Genomic DNA, 18,193 nt, shown 5'->3' with positions numbered 1-18,193 from the left:
GCCAAGGAGCTTGTGGTGGCCGGCGGACGCATCGCGGTGAAAAACGTCGAGTTCCACTACGGCAAAGGGTTCGGCGTGCTCAACGGCATCGACCTTGTCGTGCGGCCAGGCGAGAAGGTCGGACTGGTCGGACCGTCGGGCGCCGGCAAGACGACGCTCGCCAATCTGATTCTGCGGCTCTACGATCTCGAGAGCGGGTCGATCACCATCGATGGCCAGGATGTCGCCAAAGCTACGCAGAATTCGCTGCGCGCCAATATCGGCGTGGTCAGCCAGGATACGGCCCTGTTCCACCGTTCGCTGCGCGACAACATCAAGCTCGGCATGCCGGACGCGAGCGACGCCGAGGTGATCGCGGCGGCGAAAAAGGCCGAGGCGCACGAGTTCATCCTGACCTTGCGCGACAACAGGGACCGCGCCGGCTACGAGGCCTTTGTCGGCGAACGCGGCGTCAAGCTGTCGGGCGGCCAGCGCCAACGCGTGGCGATTGCCCGCGTCTTCCTCAAGGACGCGCCGATCCTGATTCTCGACGAAGCGACCTCGGCGCTCGATTCCGATATCGAGGCGGCGATCCAGGAGAATCTGACGCGGCTGATGGAAAACAAGACGGTCATCGCCATCGCCCACCGGCTGTCGACGATCGCAGCACTCGACCGGCTGGTGGTGCTCGACGGTGGCCGCATCGTCGAGCAAGGCACGCATGACCAGCTGGTGGCGCTCGACGGGCTCTATGCGCGGCTGTGGAAGCGGCAGTCCGGCGGTTTTCTCTATCACGAGGACAGCGTGCTCGAAGAGACACGCCCGGCGGAGTAGCTCCATGGCTGGGTCAGCGGAGGTCAATCCAAAGGTCAGCCCAGAGGTCAGCCCAGAGGTCAGCTATGTGCTCAAGCGTCTCCGGCCGACCATGCCGGCCTTCGACGCGCTGAAGCAGGAAAGCCGGCTGGAAGGCTACTGGATGCTGGTGCGCCTGGCGGATAGCTGGGCAAGCGGCCGCAACAAGTTCCTCAAGCGCGGCGAGGCGCTGTACGGAGCCTGGCATGGAAGGGAACTCGCCGGCGTGTGCGGGCTGAACATCGATCCTTATTTCGAGGGCAGGGACCACGGCCGGGTCCGGCACCTGTTCGTCAGTGCGCGCCACCGTCGCACCGGCCTTGGCCGGATGCTGGTCGAGACCGTCATCGACAAGGCACGTCATCATTTCGCCGTGCTGAACACCCGCGCGCCGCAAGAAGCCTTCGCTTTCTATGAGCGGCTTGGCTTTCAGCGCGTGGCAGGCGAAGACTTCGTCACACACCGCATGATTTTCGGGAAAGGGGGCTGAAATGTCCTTGCGTCCGCCATCTCATCTTGCCGGCGCCTCGGCTGCCGAAGCCGCCTTCGACGCACTCGGCCATGAAATCCTGGCGGAGAAGGCGGCAGCACTCGGCCGCGCCGGCCAGCGGGTCGAGGAAACGCTGGCCAGGCTGCGCGACAATTGCGACGAACAACTGCGCGCCCGGCTTCTGAAGGACGCCGCCGAGGCGGTGCACGGTTATTTCATCCAGCGTGAACTCTGCGGCTTGCGCAAGCACGATGCCGTCATTCGCGAATACAATATCCCGAAGGCGGTTCTGGTCAGGCTCGGCGCGAGATAGATCTATCCTTGACCATGATTTCTGGACAAACGGAAACCGTTTGTCCAGAAAACCGGTTCCCACTTTTCGGGATCATGGTCTACTCAAGCCATTCGGTGATGAAGCTGCCGTTCTCGTGAATGTCGGTCGTTTCCAGTGGGCCCGGACCGAGATTGGTGAATTTGTGCGGCGTGTTGGGTGGCACGATCAGGATCTGGCCGGTCGAGGCCTCGATCTCCTGGTCGCCGACCGTGAACAGGCCCGTACCCTGACGGATGATGAAGATCTCTGCGTAGGGATGCGTGTGCAGCCGGGGACCGCCGCCGACATCAGGCAGGTAGTTGAAGATCAGGCAGGAGTTGGAGCCGTAGGCGCCGCATTGCAGCTCGCCCTTCCAGCGGTCGGAGCGAACAGCCCAGGTGTCGCGGTCTATGACATGTGCCATGGCGGCAAGGATAGACCCGGCTGACGCCCTGTGTCGAGACGAAGGAGGACGTCGGATTTGCGGTTGTTTCCCTGTTGTTTAGCGACGTTTGGCGGCTATCCGGCGCCGCGTTGCCCGGCTGTGGATTTTGTCCCCGCGACAATCTGCCCTTGTGCCTTCACCCGTCTGGACAAAAACGGGCTTCACGCATAAACCGAAGTCCAAATGCCGGAGGAATTCGCAAGCCTGTTCGCCATGCGCTGTCGGGTTGGCGTAATTGAGCGGGGAACAAGGCTCAACCACCGGCACGGAAGAGGCGAAAGGATCAGGCACCCGTGAGCGCAACCGACACCCAGGATCCCAACCGTCGTGATTTTCTCTACGTCGCCACCGGCATGGCCGCAGTGGTCGGCGCGGGTGCCTTCGCGTGGCCGTTCATCGACCAGATGCGCCCCGACGCCTCGACGCTGGCGCTCGCCTCCGTCGAGGTCGACGTCGCCTCGCTGACGCCGGGCATGTCGCTGATCGTCAAGTGGCGCGGCAAGCCGGTCGTGGTGCGCAATCGCACCGAACAGGAAATGAAGGACGGCGAGGCGGTCAAGCTGGCCGATCTCAAGGATCCGATCGCGCGCAACGCCAATCTGCCGGCCGACGCACCGGCGACCGACGCCAACCGCACCACGCCCGGCAAGGAAGCCTGGATGGTGATGGTTCAGGTCTGCACGCATCTCGGCTGCATTCCGCTCGGTCAGGAAGGCGATTTCGGCGGCTGGTTCTGCCCGTGCCACGGTTCGCAATACGACACCGCCGGCCGCATCCGCAAAGGCCCGGCGCCCGAGAATATGGCGGTTCCGGTATTCAAGTTCATTTCCGATACCAAGATCCTTATCGGTTGAGGCAGGGGGATATTTCGATGAGCGAGGGACACTCGACCTATACGCCCAAGACCGGTATCGAACGCTGGTTCGACGCCCGCATGCCGCTGCCGCGGCTGGTCTATGACAGTTTCGTCGCCTATCCAGTGCCGCGCAACCTCAACTATGCGTGGACCTTCGGCGGTATCCTGTCGATCATGCTGGTGGCGCAGATCCTGACCGGCATTGTGCTGGCCATGCACTATACCGCCGACACCAATCTCGCCTTCGGCTCGGTCGAGAAGATCATGCGCGACGTGAATTCGGGCTGGCTGCTGCGCTACCTGCATTCGAACGGCGCCTCGTTCTTCTTCGTCGCCGTCTACATCCACATCTTCCGTGGCCTCTATTACGGCTCCTACAAGGCGCCGCGCGAGCTGCTCTGGATCCTCGGCTGCATCATCTACCTGCTGATGATGGCGACCGGCTTCATGGGCTACGTGCTGCCGTGGGGCCAGATGAGCTTCTGGGGCGCCACCGTCATCACCGGCTTTTTCAGCGCCATTCCGCTGGTTGGCGACTGGATCCAGCAGCTGCTGCTCGGCGGCTTCGCCGTCGACAATCCGACGCTCAACCGCTTCTTCTCGCTGCACTATCTGCTGCCGTTCATGATCGCCGGCGTCGTCGTGCTGCACGTCTGGGCGCTGCATGTCGTCGGCCAATCGAACCCGACCGGCATCGAGGTCAAGTCGAAGACCGACACCGTCGCCTTCACTCCCTACGCGACCATCAAGGACGCGTTCGGCATGATCGTGTTCCTGTTCGTCTTCGCCTATTTCGTCTTCTACCTGCCAAACTATCTCGGCCACCCGGACAACTATACGGTCGCCAATCCGCTGAAGACCCCGGCCCACATCGTGCCAGAATGGTACTTCCTGCCGTTCTACGCGATCCTGCGCGCCATCACCTTCAACGTCGGGCCGATCAACTCCAAGCTCGGCGGCGTGCTGTGCATGTTCGGCGCCATCGCCATGCTGTTCCTGGTGCCGTGGCTCGACACCTCGAAGGTACGCTCGGCGGTCTACCGTCCCTGGTACAAGCTGTTCTTCTGGCTGTTCGTGGTCGATGCCATCCTGCTTGGCTGGCTCGGCTCGCAGCCGGCGGAGGGCAGCTATGTGTTCATGGCGCAGATGGCAACGCTGTTCTACTTCGCCTTCTTCCTGATCGTGCTGCCGGTGCTCGGCCTGATCGAGACGCCGCGAAGGCTGCCGAACTCGATCACGGAGGCGGTGCTCGAGAAGAACAAGGGCGGCGGCGGACATCCGGCAGGCGCCACGGCCGCGCCAGAGACCAAGGGCTGAGCGGTAGAGAATCTAAGGGGATTTGGCATGAAAAAGATTCTCACCTCGCTGGCGCTGGTCGGCCTTGTGGCCGCTGGCATTGGGGCGGCAGGCACTTGGGCGAGCGCCGCCGAAGAGGCACACAATGCGGCCGCGCCGACGCATTTCCCGATCGACGAGCCGAAGGAAATGAGCTGGAGCTTCGCCGGCCCGTTCGGCACCTATGACAAAGCACAGCTGCAGCGCGGCCTGAAGGTCTACAAGGAAGTCTGCTCGGCCTGCCATTCGATGAACCTGGTGGCGTTCCGTACGCTGTCGGACCTCGGCTATTCCGATGCCCAGATCAAGACGCTGTCGGCCGAGTACACCATCCATGACGGCCCCAACGACGCCGGCGACATGTTCGACCGTCCCGGCAAGCCGTCCGACCATTTCCCGGCACCCTTCGCCAATGAGGAAGCCGCTGCTGCCTCCAACGGTGGCGCCGCTCCGCCCGACATGTCGCTGCTGGCCAAGGCGCGCGGTGTTGAACGCGGCTTTCCGCAATTCGTCTTCGACATCTTCAGCCAATACGACGCGGGTGGCCCCGACTACATCCATTCGCTGCTGACCGGCTACGACCAGACGCCGCCCGCCGGCATGGTGATCCCGGAAGGCACCCACTACAATCCGTACTTCATGTCCGGCGTGTCGCTGAAAATGCCCAAACCGCTTTCGGACGGCCAGGTGACCTATGATGACGGCGCGCCGCAGACAGTCGACCAGTATTCCCGCGACGTTTCCGCCTTCCTGGCGTGGGCGGCCGAGCCGCATATGGAAGACCGCAAGAAGACCGGGTTCCGGGTGCTTGTGTTCCTGCTTTTGTTCGGCGCGCTGGTCTATCTCACCAAGCGCAAGGTGTGGGAAGGCGTGGCGCATTAAGCCACACAGCCAAGTGATCACAAAAAAGGGCGCCGAGAGGCGCCTTTTTTCATTTTGAGAGGCCGGTCGTGTCACATGGCCGTCACCGCATCTGGCGATCCTGTGCTGCTCTCATCAAAGGATCGCACCCATGAAAAGATACGCATCGCTCGCGGCAGGCCTGCTGCTGCTCATCGTCGGTTCGGCCGCGCAAGCGGAAGACGCCCAGCCCTTCGTCACCAACAAGGATGTCGACCTGACGATGATCCTGCCGCCGCCGCCGGCAAACGATTCGGTGCAGACCAAGGCCGAACTCGGTGAGGTGCTGACCCTGCAGGTGACACGCACGCCGGAGATGGTAGCCAGCGCCGTCGCTGACGCCGAGGAGAATGTCTGGCGCTTTGCCAACATCATGGGGCCGAAATTCAACAAGGAAACGCTGCCGAAATTCAGCGCCTTCTTCGATCGCGTCGTGGCCACCGAAGGCGCCGTCGTCGATCCGGCCAAGGATGTCTGGAAGCGCCCTCGCCCGCATCAGCTCAGCGATCTCGTCAAGCCGGCGGTCAAGCTGTCGAGCTCCGGTTCCTGGCCGTCCGGACATGCCACCGTTGGCACCATGATGGGCATCATCCTGTCCGATATGGTTCCGGAAAAGCGTGCCGAGATCATGGCGCGTGCGGCTGAATACGCCCACAATCGAGAGGTCGGCGGTATCCACTATGCGTCCGATATCGAGATGGGCAGGATTTCCGGCAGCGTCATTGCCGCGGTCCTGCTCAACCGGGACGACTTCAAGGCCGAATATGAGGTGGCCAGGGCCGAGCTTCGGTCCGATCTCGGCATGTAAATTTTCGTCAGTCGGGTTTCGACGGAAAGGGGCGCTTCAGGCGCTCCTTTTTTGTTCATGCCCTTGCTTAGGCGGAAGTTCGGCAATTAGTCCGTTGGCATAGCGGCATCAGGTTGATATTCGCATCAAACGGCGCGAGAGGCTTGTCGTGCCATAGCCTTTGGAATCGGATGATGCGGCTCAGCGACTGTCACAATTTTTCGGACTTCCGCCGCATGGCGCAGCAGCGGCTGCCGGGGCCGATCTTCAATTACATCGACGGCGCGGCGGACGATGAGGTCACCTATCGTCGCAACACCGAAAGCTTCGAGACCTGCGACCTGGTTCCCAACGTGCTGCGCGGAGTGAGCGAGGTCGACATGTCGGTGACGGTCATGGGCCAGAAGCTGGCGATGCCGTTCTATTGCTCGCCGACCGCCTTGCAACGCCTGTTCCACCATCAGGGCGAGCGCGCGGTCGCTAAAGCCGCGGCCAAATACGGCACCATGTTCGGCGTCTCCTCGCTTGGTACCGTCAGCCTTGAGGAAGCGCGCAAGATCAGCAGCAGCCCGCAGGTCTATCAGTTCTATTTCCATCGGGATCGCGGCCTCAACCGGGCGATGATGCAGCGGGCAAAGGCGGTTGGCGTCGAGGTGATGATGCTGACCGTCGACAGCATCACCGGGGGAAACCGCGAAAGCGACAAACGCACCGGCTTCGCCATTCCCTTCAAGCTCAATCTGACCGGAATGCTGCAGTTTGCGCTCAAGCCGGCCTGGGCGATCAACTATTTCACCCACGAGGGGTTCAAGTTGCCCCAGCTCGACGAGCATGTCGACATGGGCGGCGGCACGATGTCGATCAGCCGCTACTTCACCGAGATGCTCGACCCGTCGATGACGTGGGACGACGTCGCCGAGATGGTCAAGCTTTGGGCGGGTCCGTTCTGCCTCAAGGGCGTCATGTCGGTGGAGGATGCCAAACGCGCGGTTGACATCGGCTGCAGCGGCATTGTGCTGTCGAACCATGGCGGCCGGCAACTGGATGGCTCGCGGGCGGCGTTCGACCAGCTTGCCGAGATCGTCGATGCGGTCGGTGACAGGATAGACGTCATCATGGATGGCGGCGTGCAGCGCGGCACCCACGTGCTGAAGGCGCTGTCGCTCGGTGCCAAGGCCGTCGGCGTCGGCCGCTACTATCTGTTCCCGCTCGCGGCGGCCGGCCAGCCCGGCGTCGAACGGGCGCTTGAGCAGATGCGGGTTGAGATCGAACGTGGCATGAAGCTGATGGGCTGCAGTTCGATCGAACAATTGTCGCGCAACAACCTCCGTTTCAGGTAATCTCGAACCATGAAATCCTCGCTCGAAGACACGCTGCTTGCCGCGATTCGCACCATTCCGGACTATCCCAAGCCCGGCATCCTGTTTCGCGACATCACCACGCTGCTCGGCAATGCGCGCGCGTTTCGCCGCGCCATCGACGAGCTTGTGCATCCCTATGCCGGCCAGAAGATCGACAAGATAGCCGGCATCGAGGCGCGCGGCTTCATCCTTGGCGGCGCCGTCGCCCATCAGCTCTCGGCCGGTTTCGTGCCGATCCGCAAGAAGGGCAAGCTGCCTTTCGAGACGGTGCGAGTCGCCTACAGCCTGGAATACGGGTTGGACGAGATGGAGATGCACAAGGACGGCGTTGCTCCGGGCGAGAAGGTGATCCTGGTCGACGATTTGATTGCCACCGGCGGCACCGCGGAAGCCGCGGTCAAGCTGCTGCGCCAGATCGGCGCCGATATCCTCGCCGCCTGCTTCGTCATCGACCTGCCGGACCTCGGCGGCCGCGCCAAGCTCGAAGCGCTCGGCGTACCGGTGCGGACGCTGATTGGCTTTGAGGGGCATTGAGGAGCGCTTTTTCCTTCTCCCACAGGGGAGAAGGTAAGAAGCGCCGGCGCTACTCAGCCTTCACCAGCACGGCGCTCTCGAACTCCAGCACCTTGTCGCCGGTCGAATCGAAAGCATCGGCGCGCAGCGCCAGCAGCCGCCAGCCGGGGCGCGAGGCGATCGGGCGGTGCGACAGTGCGGTGCGTGTGAAGGTGATGGTTTGCCCGGCATGGACCGGCTTCAGCCATTTCAGGTTCTTGAAACCGGGCGAGGGGCCGAATTCCGGCACCGGCCCGGGGCCGCTCCACGCAGCAATCTCGGCGTCCATGCGGTTTTCGAGATTGAGTTTCATCCAGGTTGCAGCGGTGTGCCAACCGGATGCGCAGAGGCCGCCGAGCACGCTCTTCTTTGCGGCCTCCTCGTCGACATGGAGGATTTGCGGGTCGTATTTGCGGGCGAAGGCCTTGATCGCCTCGGGCTCGAATGTGTGCGAGCCGAGCGTGACGGTGATGCCGATGCGGAAGAACTCGTCCAAGGTCATGATGGGGTCCCCGCGGCATCGCGCGTGAGAAACATGACCGAATTCTCGAGCTCGAAGACGCTTTCGCCACGCTGGTTGAACAGCTCGCTGCGCATAGTGACGAAGCCGAGTTGCGGCTTCGATTTGGACAGGCGCTTGGCAACAACCACCAGCGTGCCGGTGAGCTGGTCGCCGGCCAGGACCGGCTTCTTCCATTTGACCTGATCGACGCCGGGCGCGCCCTGGCAGGTGGAGTCCAAAAGGAACGCATCGCAGAGCATGCGCATGAACATGGCACAGGTGTGCCAGCCCGACGCCGCCAGCCCGCCGAGGATGCTGGCCTTGCCGGCTTCCTCGTCGAGATGCATTGGCTGCGGGTCGAATTCTGTAGCGAATTCGACGATCTCGGCGGCGCTCACCAGCTTCGAGCCGAGGTCGAGCGACGCGCCCTCAACGAAATCCTCATAGGCCCATGTTTTTATCTCTGCAGTCATGGTCTGAAATCCGGCTCACGAACCTGCGATCCCTATGGATCAGGGTTTCCGGATGCAGGCCGCAGCGCATTTGGTCAAGAGATTTCTATAGCGCCACGCGGTGGCAGCACGGCCTCTGGCGGGCGGATCAGAGCCAGCCGCGGCGGCGGAAATACCAGAAGGGCAGGATCGCCGACAGCACCATCATGGCGATGGCAAAGGGATAGCCCAGCTCCCATTTCAGCTCGGGGATGATATCGAAATTCATGCCGTAGATCGAGGCGACCAGCGTCGGCGGCAGGAAGATAACGGCGGCGACCGAGAAGATCTTGATGATGGCGTTCTGCTCGATCGAGATCATGCCAAGCGTGGCGTCGAGCAGGAAGGAAATCTTCTGCGACAGGAAGGTGGCATGGTCGGCGAGGGACAGCACGTCGCGCGACAGCGTCTTGATGCGCGCCTTGGTGTCCTTGCTCATTTTGGTGCGGGTCGAGGCATGGGCGAAGAAGCCTGCCAGCCGCTGCAGTGAGATCAGGCTATCGCGGATCGAGGAGGCGATGTCTTCCTTGCGGCCGATGGCCTTCAGGAGCTCCTGGAAGTCGCGATTGCGCTTGGAAACCTTGGTCGACCGCGCCTCGAAGATGTCGCGCGAAATCGCCTCGATGTCGCGGCCGGCGCGCTCGAGGATGTCGGCGAGACGATCGACGATCGCCTCCAGCAGCCCGATCAGGATGGTGTCGCCGCTGGTGCAGCCGGTCGCCACCTTCTCGGCGCGCTGCGGAAAGGTCTTGAAGGCCTTCGGCTCGTGATAGCGCACGGTGATCAGCCTGGTGCCGGCGAGCACGAAGGTGACCGGCGACATCAGGGGATCGTCGACCTCGGTCTGGGCGGGCAGGGTGGCGGTCATGAAATAGGCGCCGTCCTCGACATAGAGGCGGCTCGAAATCTCGATCTCCTCCATTTCCTCGCGTGTCGGAATGGCAACGCCGAGCCAGCTCTCGATCGTCGCTTCCTCTTCCTTTGTTGGGTTGAGCAGGTCGGCCCAGACGATGGTCTCGCTGTTTGCCAGGAGATCGTCGACGGCGCGCAGGCGGTCATTGTCCACGACGAAGGCCTTGATCATCGCCGGGTCTCCCTTGCTGGGGCCAAAGGGTGCGTTCGGATTGACGCGTTGTGTCGGATGGCGCGGTTTCCGGCGTCAGCGCCGACCGTGCGCCTGCCGCTTAGACCTGTGGCGTGACAAAATCAAGACAAGGGGCGGTCCGGCGGATGGCCACCGGCCGCTCAGAAAGCTCGTCGAGAAAGCTTCGCAGACAGCTCGCCGGGATGTTTGGATACCCGGCCGCCGAGACGTCAGGTGTTGAACTTGAACAGCAGGATGTCGCCGTCCTGGACGACATATTCCTTGCCTTCGTCGCGGGCCTTGCCGGCTTCCTTGGCCGCCACTTCGCCACCCAGCGTGATGAAGTCGTTGTAGGCGATGGTCTGGGCGCGGATGAAGCCGCGCTCGAAATCGGTGTGGATTACTCCGGCCGCCTGCGGTGCCTTATCGCCCTTGTGCACGGTCCAGGCGCGCGTCTCCTTCGGCCCGACGGTGAAGTAGGTGATGAGGTGCAACAGCTCGTAGCCGGCGCGGATGACCTTGTTCAGGCCGGGCTCATCGAGGCCGAGCGAGGACAGGAATTCCATCTCTTCCTCATCGGAGAGCTGGGCGACTTCGGCCTCGATCGCGGCCGAGATGACGACGGTGCTGGCGCCTTGCGCCGCAGCCATCTTCTCCACGGCCTTGGTGTGCTCGTTGCCGGTGGCGGCGTCGGCTTCGGCGACGTTGCAGACGTAGAGGACCGGGTGCGAGGTCAAAAGGTTGAGCCCCTGCAGGATGCGCAGGTCTTCCGCCGAAATGCCCTTGAGCAGGACGCGGGTCGGCTTGCCGGCTTGCAGCAGTTCGAGCGCTGCCTCCATCATCGGCAGCACGGTGGTCGCTTCCTTGTCCTTGCTGCCGGCGCGCTTGCGGAATTGCACGATGCGGCGCTCGAGGCTGTCGAGGTCGGCGAGCATCAGCTCGGTTTCGACCGTCTCGGCATCGGCCACCGGGTCGATGCGGCCCTCGACATGGGTGATGTCGTCATCCTCGAAGCAGCGCAGCACATGCACGATGGCATCGACCTCGCGGATGTTGGCAAGGAACTGGTTGCCCAAGCCTTCACCCTTTGAGGCGCCGCGCACCAGGCCGGCAATGTCGACGAAGGAGATGCGGGTCGGGATGATCTCCTTCGACTTGCCGATCGCCGCGATCTTCTGCAGGCGCGGATCGGGCACCGCCACTTCGCCGGTGTTCGGTTCGATGGTGCAGAACGGATAGTTGGCGGCCTGCGCCGCCGCCGTCCTGGTCAACGCGTTGAAAAGCGTCGACTTGCCGACGTTGGGCAAGCCAACGATGCCGCATTTGAAACCCATTTTTGTCCGGTCCTATCGGGAAAATAGAAATTTGAACAGGGCTATGGGCGATAGGGGTGATCAACGTCAAGCCCTGTGGCGCCGATCCCGCTCAGTCCTTGCCGCCGAACAGCTTCTTCAGCATGGCGGCCATCGGGCCGGATTCCGGCAGCTTGGTGGGTGCCTGCTGCGGCCGTGCCTGGCGGATGTGACTTTGGGCTTTCTGGCTCTGCACCTTTGGCGCCTTGGGGGGCGGGCGGTCGTCATCGCCGGTCGGCACCAGCTTGTCGCGCAAGGCCAGCGTCACGCGGTTCATGAAGGAATTGTCGTCGCCCTTGGCCAGCAATCCGGCATCGCCGGCGATGGCGTCGAGCAGGACATCCAGCCATTCGCGGTCAGCCTTGGCAAAATCGCCAAGCACATGGCCATGCACCATTTCCTTGACGCCGGGATGGCCAACGCCGATGCGCACGCGGCGGTAGGCGTTGCCGACATGCTGGTCGAGCGAGCGAATGCCATTGTGGCCGCCGGAGCCGCCACCGACCTTCACCCGCAGCTTGCCGGCGGCAAGGTCGATCTCGTCATAGAAGACGGTGAGCGCCTCGGGGCCGAGCTTGTAGAAGCGCAGTGCTTCGCCGACCGACTGGCCGGACAGGTTCATGAAGGTCTGCGGCTTGATCAGGACGATCTTTTCGCCGTCGAGCGTGCCCTCGGCGATCAGGCCCTGGAATTTCTTCGACCAAGGCGAAAAGGAATGGCGGCGGGCGATTGCGTCCGCCGCCATGAAACCGACATTGTGTCGATTGTTGGCATATTTCGCGCCCGGATTGCCGAGGCCTGCAAAGACAAGCATCGTCTGCTCCGGGCGGAAAGAGTTACTTCTCTTCGGCGGCAGGAGCCGCTTCAGGTGCAGCCACTTCAGCCGTCTCTTCCGTCTCCGGCTTCATCGCCGACGAACCGGCAATGGTCGCGATGGTGAAGTCGCGGTCGGAGATCACAGGCTTCACACCGGCCGGCAGCGTAACCGCCGAGATGTGGATCGAGTCGCCAATGTTGGCGCCGGTGAGATCGACGGTGATGAATTCCGGGATCGCATTGGCCGGGCAGTGGAACTCGACTTCGTGACGCACGATGTTGAGCACGCCGCCGCGCTTGATGCCGGGCGACTTGTCCTCGTTGATGAAGTGGACAGGCACGTCGACATTGACCTGGGTGTCCTTGCCGATGCGCAGGAAGTCGACATGGACAGGGAAATCCTTGACCGGGTCGAGCTGGAAGTCCTTTGGCAGGACCTGAATCTTCTTGCCGTCGACATCGATCGTGGCGATCGTGGTCAGGAACCCGCCGCCATGGATCTTGTAGTAGATGTCCTTGTAGGTGAGCGCGATAGCCAGGGGAGGCTGCTTGTCACCATAGATTACTGCAGGCACTTTACCGTTGCGGCGAACTGCACGGGCGGACCCCTTACCGACCTGTTCGCGTGCTTCGGCCTTGAGCTCGTAAGTGTCGTGGCTCATGGCATTTCCTTTCGGTTTGTTCTGGAGCGCTCACGGTTGGCAGAGTGCCTGGACCGTAAACGTCGAAAGCCGCCGGGTGAGGCGGCCTTCCGCCGCGTTGCCTCCAAGGGTGTCTACGCGGGTGGCGGCTCTATAGCGGAAGGCGGCCGGACGTGCAAGCCAAAGGCATGTCCGCCGGCGCGCAGCCCAGGCGGGTGCTATCCGCGCTTTTCGATGACGGCATAGAGGACGTTGTGGTTCTCGCCAAAGAACACTTGCGCCTCGACGGTGTTGCGGTCGACGCTGGCATTGACGATGTTCCACATGTCGACCTCCGACCGCAGCAGCAACACCCAGTCCATGAACGTCTCCCGGTACCCGGCGTCAGGGGTGCCCTCGGCGTAGTTCGCGAACAGGAATGTTCCGTTCGGCTTCAACATCTGCAGGCACGTTTTCGTGAGTTTCACGGCGACGTTGTGCTGGAGGTAGTCGTAAAGGCCGGAGGCGTAGATGAAGTCGAACTTGCCGAGCTTGTGGCCCCTCGTGAGCACGGTTCGCACCGAGCCGTCGATGGCTTCGACCGCGGTGCCCTGGAAGTCGCGCGCGATCAACCCAACGCTCTGGGGATCCTGATCGAGCGCAACCCAACGCTTGAGGCGCCCCTCCGCCAGGGCGACCGAGCGGTTGGCCTCCCGCAAGTGGCCGGCCGCTATCGCCAGGACCTCGGTTTGCGGCCCGCTCTTGGCCGCAATCTCATCGACATATCGGGTCAGGAGGTCGCGTCGTTCCCGTGCAGCGACGCATGACGGTACGTTCTGGGTATGGCTATAGAGTGCCTTGCCGATCTCCGAGGCGTTCGCCACGCTCTCTGCCACATGCGGATCGCAATAGATGTAGTCGAGCAGTTGCGCGTCGCCGGAATAGCCCCTGGGCTTGCTGAAGGACCAGTGCGTCAGCGGATCCTCGAGGAAATACTCCAGGATCGGGTGGTTCTGCGCCACCGGTATCAGTGCATGCCAAACGTCGGGATGAACCTTGGAACGCAGCGCGTTGAGGTACGACAGAAGGCGACGAACGATCTCGGCGGGATCCTTGCTTTGTTCGACCTGCTGGTGTGTCGCGTTGAGAATGATCGCGAGCTCCGCGCGAGCGGTTTCGAAGGCTTCGCCATGATGCTCGAGCTTTCCTCGAGGGAGATTGCCGGCGATCATCTCAGCGGTGATCAGGCTTTGGCCATCGAATACAGTTTGCACACCGGAACTCCATAGTTAACAGTCGGTTAACTTATTGCGTAGAATGCTCCATTTGCCAATGATGGCGCGAGTGCATTTTAGCGGTATGATTAATTTCCCGCTAACTATCTTTATTCATTGCACATCTTCCGGGCCGGATTCCGGGTTCGAGTTAACGGAAACTTGTCTTGCGTGATTGCATTTGTGTGCGAGGCGTCGCAATCGCTGTCGCGTCCCAGGGAGTCGGCCTGCGTGGGGGCAGAAACTAGAAATGAGTTCGGAGCCGAAAATCCCCTTCAAACGGGGTTTGCTGTGATGAGCGATCACGCGTCATCCGCATTGGCTGATACGGCTCATGGGGAGCCTTACGAACCGCGCTACGAACTGGGGGCCGACGAGCTCCGCGCCCTTTACCGCACGGAAGCCCATGCGACGCGAAGAGGGGAAGCCCGGCCAGGGCTTTGGATCGCCGTTGCCATCTATCTCTTGTTTTCGGCAACGGATCTTCTGCTGATACCAGATGTGGCCGTCTATACGATCACGGCGCGCTTCGCGGTCGGACTGACCGCGCTTTTGATCCTGGAAGCACAGCTTCGCCGGAGGGTTGCAACGCAATGGCTTGACGTGACTTGCGCTGGAGCTATCATTTTTGGCTATGTCGGTTGGCTCTGCCCTGCGGTTTTCGGTGCGGACAAGGAAAGCGTCTCCTACTATATGGTCTTCGGCACCATCTTCATGATGAGCGCCAATCTTTTCTTTACGTTCAATTTTAAACTTTCAATAGTAACTTCTGCAATAATTTTATGTATACTTTATATCGTAAATTACTTCGTACCTTCTACTCTAACTTACAAAATGGTATTCGGGTCTTTCTACGTTTCTTGTTTCACGTTCACCTCGTATGTGAACTGGAAACTGAATGAGGAACGCTACAACGTCTTCCTGAACGCCCTGGAAGCCAGGATCCAGCACAACGAGGCGACCGAACGCGGCAAGGCCCTGCTGAGACTGTCGCGGACCGATCCACTTACGGGTTTGGAGAACCGGCGGGCGATCGACGAGAAGCTGCGAGACTACTGGAGCGACTGGCAAAGGGTTGGCACCAGTTTTGGGGCGATCCTTATCGACGTGGACTTCTTCAAGAAGTTCAATGACTGCTACGGCCATCAGGAAGGCGACCGCTGCCTGATCCATGTCGCCAATGCGCTTAGCGATATGATCAAGCAGTACAATGGCTCCATCGGCCGCTATGGCGGTGAAGAGTTCATCGTCCTGGCTCGCATGGAGAAAAAAGAGCAGATCCTGGACATAGCGGAAGCCATTTGCAGCACGGTGGAGAACTTGGCGCTTACCCATGAGCTGCGGCGCGACGGCGTCTCGATTGTGACAGTGAGCGTTGGCGCCGCGTTCACCAGGACGCAGACCGGCGCCAAGCTGGAGAAGATCATCCATGAGGCCGATCGCGCGCTCTATCTGGCAAAAGCCGGTGGCCGAAACTGTGCCCGGCTGTTCGACCCAACCGATCCTCAGAGCAGCGACGAGAGTGAGAACATTGCGGCTTTGCTGAAGATCGCGATCGGCCAGAATCTCGTTTCACTCGTTTATCAGCCTATCCAGGATGTCAAAACGGACCGGGTTGAAGCCGTAGAGGCTCTGATGCGCCTCAAAATGCTGGACGGCACATCGGTTCCGCCGAGCCTGTTCATTCCCGTCGCCGAACGAACCGGCGCGATCCTGGAACTCGGGCGCTGGGCCATAAGGACAGTGTGCGCCGAGCTCCTGGCGGACGACCACGTCCGTGTCGTCAGTGTCAACGTCTCTCCAATCCAGCTCAAGACACCGGGCTTCGCAACGTCCGTCGCGACCATTCTGGGCGAGACCGGCGTCGCCGGCAGCAGGCTGGCCTTCGAGATCACCGAAGGACTGGAGATGGAGATGCATTCGGACATCCTGCGCTGCATCAGTGATCTGAAGCTGCTCGGGATCAAGATCTGGCTTGATGATTTCGGGACGGGCTTTGCCGGCCTTTCGTGGCTTCGTCTGATCGATTTCGATACGGTGAAAATCGACCGCTCGTTTCTGCACGACTGCAGCTCCCCGAGCGGCAAGGCAATGCTGCAGGACATCATCACCCTGGTTCGAAATCGCGGCCACAAGATCCTGGTCGAAGGGGTGGAAACCGACGAGCAGATGGCCCTCATGCGCGAATTCGGCATCGACAAGATCCAGGGCTTCCATGTCGGCCGCCCCGCTCCCGCGGCTAGTTTCCAGGCAAAGCGGACCATGCGCAAACGGTCATTTGCTGTGCTCAAGTCCGCGTGATGACAGCCTCTTTTCGACGTTTGGCTTAGCCGCCGTCAAAAGCCGTGCTGATTGCCATCACCCCATGACAGGGCCGCGCGGCACGCAGGGGCCGGCTGACTACCGGTCCCCGGTCAACGCGTCGCGTAGCGCCTGGATCTGCCGGTTCAGGGCATCGAGCTCAGCCAGCGTCATGCCCGAGCGCTCGATCAAGGTCTCGTTCAGACAGTTGCACTGGACAAGCAGCGCGCGCCCGGCTGATGTCAGGTCGACCTGCACCTGGCGTTCGTCGGTCTGGCTGCGCTGGCGGGTCACCAGCCCGGCCTGCTCTATTCGCTTCACCAGCGGCGTGACGGTGCTCGATTCTAGAGCGAGCCTGTGGGCGATGGTGCCGACCGACATGCCGTCGGCCTCTCCAAGTGCGTTCAGCACCAGGTATTGCGGATAGGTGATCCCCATCTCGTCCAGCATCGGCTTGTAGGTGCGGTTGATCGCCATGCTGGTGGCGTAGAGCGTGAAACAGAGCTGGTTGTCCAACGGAAGAGGCACGGCGCGTTCCTTCTTGCCGACACAGGCGTCAATTCGATACCACGAAAAATGATATCGCGATACATATTTTCGTGGACAAGGGTATCGAGCTACGTTAGGCATATTGATATCGCGATATTGTTTATCGTGACAACAACTGAAAGGAGATTGAGATGACCTCGCAAACCAAGCCCAACTCCGGCAGCGGCACGATCACCACCAAGGACGGAACACAAATCTACTACAAGGACTGGGGGACCGGGCAACCGATCGTCTTCCATCACGGCTGGCCATTGAGCAGCGACGACTGGGACGCCCAGATGCTGTTCTTCCTGGCACAAGGCTACCGGGTCATTGCCCACGATCGCCGTGGTCATGGCCGCTCGACCCAGACGGATATCGGTAACGAGATGGACGCCTATGCCGCCGATGTCGCGGAACTCGCCGCCCATCTGGATCTCAAGAACGCCATCCATGTCGGTCATTCGACCGGCGGCGGCGAAGTGGCGCGCTATGTCGCCCAATATGGCGCCGAGGGCCGCGTCGCCAAGGCGGTGCTGATCGGCGCGGTGCCGCCAATCATGCTCAAGACTGCCGCCAATCCCGGCGGCCTGCCGATCGAAGTGTTCGATGGCTTCCGCTCCGGCGTGGCGGCCAATCGCGCCCAGCTTTACAGGGATGTCCCAGCCGGCCCATTCTATGGCTTCAATCGTCCCGGCGCGGCAGTGTCGGAAGGCGTCATCGACAATTGGTGGCGCCAGGGCATGATGGGCGGCACCAAGGCGCACTACGATTGCATCAAGGCCTTCTCGGAAACTGACTTCACCGAGGATTTGAAGGCGATCGACGTGCCAGTGCTGGTCATGCATGGCGACGACGACCAGATCGTTCCGATCGCCGACTCGGCGCTGTTGACGATCAAGCTGCTCAAGAAGGGCGAGCTCAAGATCTACAAGGGCTACCCGCACGGCATGGCCACGACCCATGCCGACATCATCAACGCCGACCTGCTGGCCTTCTTCAAGGCCTAGGACATTTTCGAAAAAAAAGGGCGCCCGCCATCAAGCAGGCGCCTTTCTCGTCCGGTTTCAAGTCTAGCGGATTGCAGCGACCGCCTATGCCTTTCTGGCTTCCTTCATGTTCGGTAGGAACACGGTCAGCAGCCCGAACAGCGGCAGATAGGAGCAGATCTGGAAGACATAATCGATGCCCTTCATGTCGGCGACGACGCCGAGCACGGCAGCAGCGATGCCGCCCATGCCGAAGGCGAAGCCGAAGAAGATGCCGGCGATCATGCCGACACGTCCCGGCACCAATTCCTGCGCAAAGACGACGATGTTGGAGAAGGCCGACGACAGGATCAGGCCGATCAGCAC

20 protein-coding genes and 1 pseudogene are annotated in these 18,193 nt (G+C 61.5%); 11 read left to right on the top strand and 10 right to left on the bottom strand.

The genetic code is table 11. The features are described 5' to 3' along the window. The 3 genes from EN935_RS04095 to EN935_RS04085 form a co-directional block, all read left to right on the top strand. On the top strand, positions 1-813 hold an 813-nt coding region (locus EN935_RS04095; protein ID WP_127373180.1), incomplete at its 5' end, for an ATP-binding cassette domain-containing protein. A 4-nt stretch (positions 814-817) separates the two neighbouring features. Beyond that, positions 818-1,321 carry a GNAT family N-acetyltransferase gene (locus EN935_RS04090; protein ID WP_127264812.1) on the top strand — a complete coding sequence of 168 codons (504 nt, stop codon included), beginning with the start codon at positions 818-820 and terminating at the stop codon, positions 1,319-1,321. 1 nt (position 1,322) lies between these two features. Then, positions 1,323-1,634 carry a DUF6665 family protein gene (locus EN935_RS04085; RefSeq protein WP_127264813.1) on the top strand — a complete coding sequence of 104 codons (312 nt, stop codon included), beginning with the start codon at positions 1,323-1,325 and terminating at the stop codon, positions 1,632-1,634. A gap of 79 nt (positions 1,635-1,713) precedes the next feature. On the opposite strand, the gene EN935_RS04080 is transcribed toward EN935_RS04085, so the two are convergent. Continuing rightward, on the bottom strand, positions 1,714-2,058 hold the full coding sequence (locus EN935_RS04080) for a cupin domain-containing protein (RefSeq protein WP_127264814.1): 345 nt from the start codon (positions 2,056-2,058) through the stop codon (positions 1,714-1,716). A 314-nt stretch (positions 2,059-2,372) separates the two neighbouring features. On the opposite strand from EN935_RS04080, the gene petA reads away from it, so the two are divergent. From petA to EN935_RS04050, 6 genes are all read left to right on the top strand, one after another. Next, positions 2,373-2,933 carry a ubiquinol-cytochrome c reductase iron-sulfur subunit gene (gene petA / locus EN935_RS04075; protein WP_013529984.1) on the top strand — a complete coding sequence of 187 codons (561 nt, stop codon included), beginning with the start codon at positions 2,373-2,375 and terminating at the stop codon, positions 2,931-2,933. Between the two features lie 17 nt (positions 2,934-2,950). Then, entirely contained in the window at positions 2,951-4,252 is a 1,302-nt protein-coding gene (locus EN935_RS04070; protein WP_109659741.1) for a cytochrome b N-terminal domain-containing protein, read from the top strand. A gap of 27 nt (positions 4,253-4,279) precedes the next feature. Continuing rightward, positions 4,280-5,152: a cytochrome c1 gene (locus EN935_RS04065; RefSeq protein ID WP_109659743.1), complete on the top strand. Its 873-nt coding sequence runs from the start codon at positions 4,280-4,282 to the stop codon at positions 5,150-5,152. Positions 5,153-5,282: 130 nt separating this feature from the next. After that, positions 5,283-5,978, top strand: coding sequence for a phosphatase PAP2 family protein (locus EN935_RS04060; RefSeq protein WP_127373179.1), 696 nt, complete (start codon positions 5,283-5,285; stop codon positions 5,976-5,978). A 173-nt stretch (positions 5,979-6,151) separates the two neighbouring features. Then, positions 6,152-7,297: an alpha-hydroxy acid oxidase gene (locus EN935_RS04055; protein WP_164757915.1), complete on the top strand. Its 1,146-nt coding sequence runs from the start codon at positions 6,152-6,154 to the stop codon at positions 7,295-7,297. 9 nt (positions 7,298-7,306) lie between these two features. Next, complete coding sequence (locus EN935_RS04050) at positions 7,307-7,852, top strand: adenine phosphoribosyltransferase (RefSeq protein ID WP_109659749.1); 546 nt, start codon at positions 7,307-7,309, stop codon at positions 7,850-7,852. 49 nt (positions 7,853-7,901) lie between these two features. Here the strand turns inward: EN935_RS04050 and EN935_RS04045 are convergent, their stop codons facing one another. The 7 genes from EN935_RS04045 to EN935_RS04015 form a co-directional block, all read right to left on the bottom strand. After that, positions 7,902-8,372, bottom strand: coding sequence for a MaoC family dehydratase (locus tag EN935_RS04045; protein ID WP_127265639.1), 471 nt, complete (start codon positions 8,370-8,372; stop codon positions 7,902-7,904). Then, a complete protein-coding gene (locus tag EN935_RS04040) occupies positions 8,369-8,845 on the bottom strand; it encodes a MaoC family dehydratase (protein ID WP_127265640.1) in 477 nt (158 codons plus the stop codon). The genes EN935_RS04045 and EN935_RS04040 overlap by 4 nt, the downstream gene beginning before the upstream one ends. A gap of 127 nt (positions 8,846-8,972) precedes the next feature. Then, entirely contained in the window at positions 8,973-9,947 is a 975-nt protein-coding gene (gene corA, locus EN935_RS04035; RefSeq protein ID WP_127265641.1) for a magnesium/cobalt transporter CorA, read from the bottom strand. A 230-nt stretch (positions 9,948-10,177) separates the two neighbouring features. Further along, the gene (gene ychF / locus EN935_RS04030) at positions 10,178-11,281 is read right to left on the bottom strand and encodes a redox-regulated ATPase YchF (RefSeq protein ID WP_109659757.1); all 1,104 of its coding nucleotides are present in this window, start codon (positions 11,279-11,281) and stop codon (positions 10,178-10,180) included. Positions 11,282-11,372: 91 nt separating this feature from the next. Then, entirely contained in the window at positions 11,373-12,113 is a 741-nt protein-coding gene (gene pth / locus EN935_RS04025; protein ID WP_127265128.1) for an aminoacyl-tRNA hydrolase, read from the bottom strand. Positions 12,114-12,135: 22 nt separating this feature from the next. Next, the gene (locus EN935_RS04020; RefSeq protein WP_056595667.1) at positions 12,136-12,777 is read right to left on the bottom strand and encodes a 50S ribosomal protein L25/general stress protein Ctc; all 642 of its coding nucleotides are present in this window, start codon (positions 12,775-12,777) and stop codon (positions 12,136-12,138) included. Between the two features lie 197 nt (positions 12,778-12,974). Next, positions 12,975-14,009: a class I SAM-dependent methyltransferase gene (locus EN935_RS04015; RefSeq protein WP_127265129.1), complete on the bottom strand. Its 1,035-nt coding sequence runs from the start codon at positions 14,007-14,009 to the stop codon at positions 12,975-12,977. A gap of 294 nt (positions 14,010-14,303) precedes the next feature. Here EN935_RS04015 and EN935_RS04010 point away from each other — a divergent pair, with 294 nt between their 5' ends. After that, positions 14,304-16,310 (top strand): EAL domain-containing protein, encoded by a 2,007-nt coding sequence (locus EN935_RS04010; RefSeq protein ID WP_127265130.1) that lies wholly within the window; start codon positions 14,304-14,306, stop codon positions 16,308-16,310. Positions 16,311-16,409: 99 nt separating this feature from the next. Here EN935_RS04010 and EN935_RS04005 read toward each other — a convergent pair whose 3' ends face one another. Further along, positions 16,410-16,838 (bottom strand): MarR family transcriptional regulator, encoded by a 429-nt coding sequence (locus tag EN935_RS04005; RefSeq protein ID WP_126070171.1) that lies wholly within the window; start codon positions 16,836-16,838, stop codon positions 16,410-16,412. A gap of 152 nt (positions 16,839-16,990) precedes the next feature. Here EN935_RS04005 and EN935_RS04000 point away from each other — a divergent pair, with 152 nt between their 5' ends. Next, positions 16,991-17,848 carry an alpha/beta hydrolase gene (locus tag EN935_RS04000; RefSeq protein ID WP_126070170.1) on the top strand — a complete coding sequence of 286 codons (858 nt, stop codon included), beginning with the start codon at positions 16,991-16,993 and terminating at the stop codon, positions 17,846-17,848. An 84-nt stretch (positions 17,849-17,932) separates the two neighbouring features. On the opposite strand, the pseudogene EN935_RS03995 reads toward EN935_RS04000, so the two are convergent. After that, positions 17,933-18,193 (bottom strand): annotated as a pseudogene (locus tag EN935_RS03995) (MFS transporter); the annotation flags it as partial.

Source organism: Mesorhizobium sp. M7D.F.Ca.US.004.03.1.1 (assembly GCF_003998635.1).
Taxonomy (GTDB): domain Bacteria; phylum Pseudomonadota; class Alphaproteobacteria; order Rhizobiales; family Rhizobiaceae; genus Mesorhizobium; species Mesorhizobium loti.
The sequence above is the reverse complement of the archived record's forward strand: the minus strand, read 5'-3'. Positions and strand labels throughout refer to the sequence as shown.

Coding starts and splice junctions, on each gene's coding strand:
- EN935_RS04010 (WP_127265130.1), top strand. CDS start 14,304: ATGAGCGATCACGCGTCATCCGCATTGGCTGATACGGCTCATGGGGAG.
- EN935_RS04090 (WP_127264812.1), top strand. CDS start 818: ATGGCTGGGTCAGCGGAGGTCAATCCAAAGGTCAGCCCAGAGGTCAGC.
- EN935_RS04055 (WP_164757915.1), top strand. CDS start 6,152: ATGCGGCTCAGCGACTGTCACAATTTTTCGGACTTCCGCCGCATGGCG.
- EN935_RS04000 (WP_126070170.1), top strand. CDS start 16,991: ATGACCTCGCAAACCAAGCCCAACTCCGGCAGCGGCACGATCACCACC.
- pth (WP_127265128.1), bottom strand. CDS start 12,113: ATGCTTGTCTTTGCAGGCCTCGGCAATCCGGGCGCGAAATATGCCAAC.
- EN935_RS04050 (WP_109659749.1), top strand. CDS start 7,307: ATGAAATCCTCGCTCGAAGACACGCTGCTTGCCGCGATTCGCACCATT.
- EN935_RS04045 (WP_127265639.1), bottom strand. CDS start 8,372: ATGACCTTGGACGAGTTCTTCCGCATCGGCATCACCGTCACGCTCGGC.
- EN935_RS04070 (WP_109659741.1), top strand. CDS start 2,951: ATGAGCGAGGGACACTCGACCTATACGCCCAAGACCGGTATCGAACGC.
- EN935_RS04065 (WP_109659743.1), top strand. CDS start 4,280: ATGAAAAAGATTCTCACCTCGCTGGCGCTGGTCGGCCTTGTGGCCGCT.
- corA (WP_127265641.1), bottom strand. CDS start 9,947: ATGATCAAGGCCTTCGTCGTGGACAATGACCGCCTGCGCGCCGTCGAC.
- EN935_RS04020 (WP_056595667.1), bottom strand. CDS start 12,777: ATGAGCCACGACACTTACGAGCTCAAGGCCGAAGCACGCGAACAGGTC.
- EN935_RS04080 (WP_127264814.1), bottom strand. CDS start 2,058: ATGGCACATGTCATAGACCGCGACACCTGGGCTGTTCGCTCCGACCGC.
- EN935_RS04060 (WP_127373179.1), top strand. CDS start 5,283: ATGAAAAGATACGCATCGCTCGCGGCAGGCCTGCTGCTGCTCATCGTC.
- EN935_RS04085 (WP_127264813.1), top strand. CDS start 1,323: ATGTCCTTGCGTCCGCCATCTCATCTTGCCGGCGCCTCGGCTGCCGAA.
- ychF (WP_109659757.1), bottom strand. CDS start 11,281: ATGGGTTTCAAATGCGGCATCGTTGGCTTGCCCAACGTCGGCAAGTCG.
- EN935_RS04040 (WP_127265640.1), bottom strand. CDS start 8,845: ATGACTGCAGAGATAAAAACATGGGCCTATGAGGATTTCGTTGAGGGC.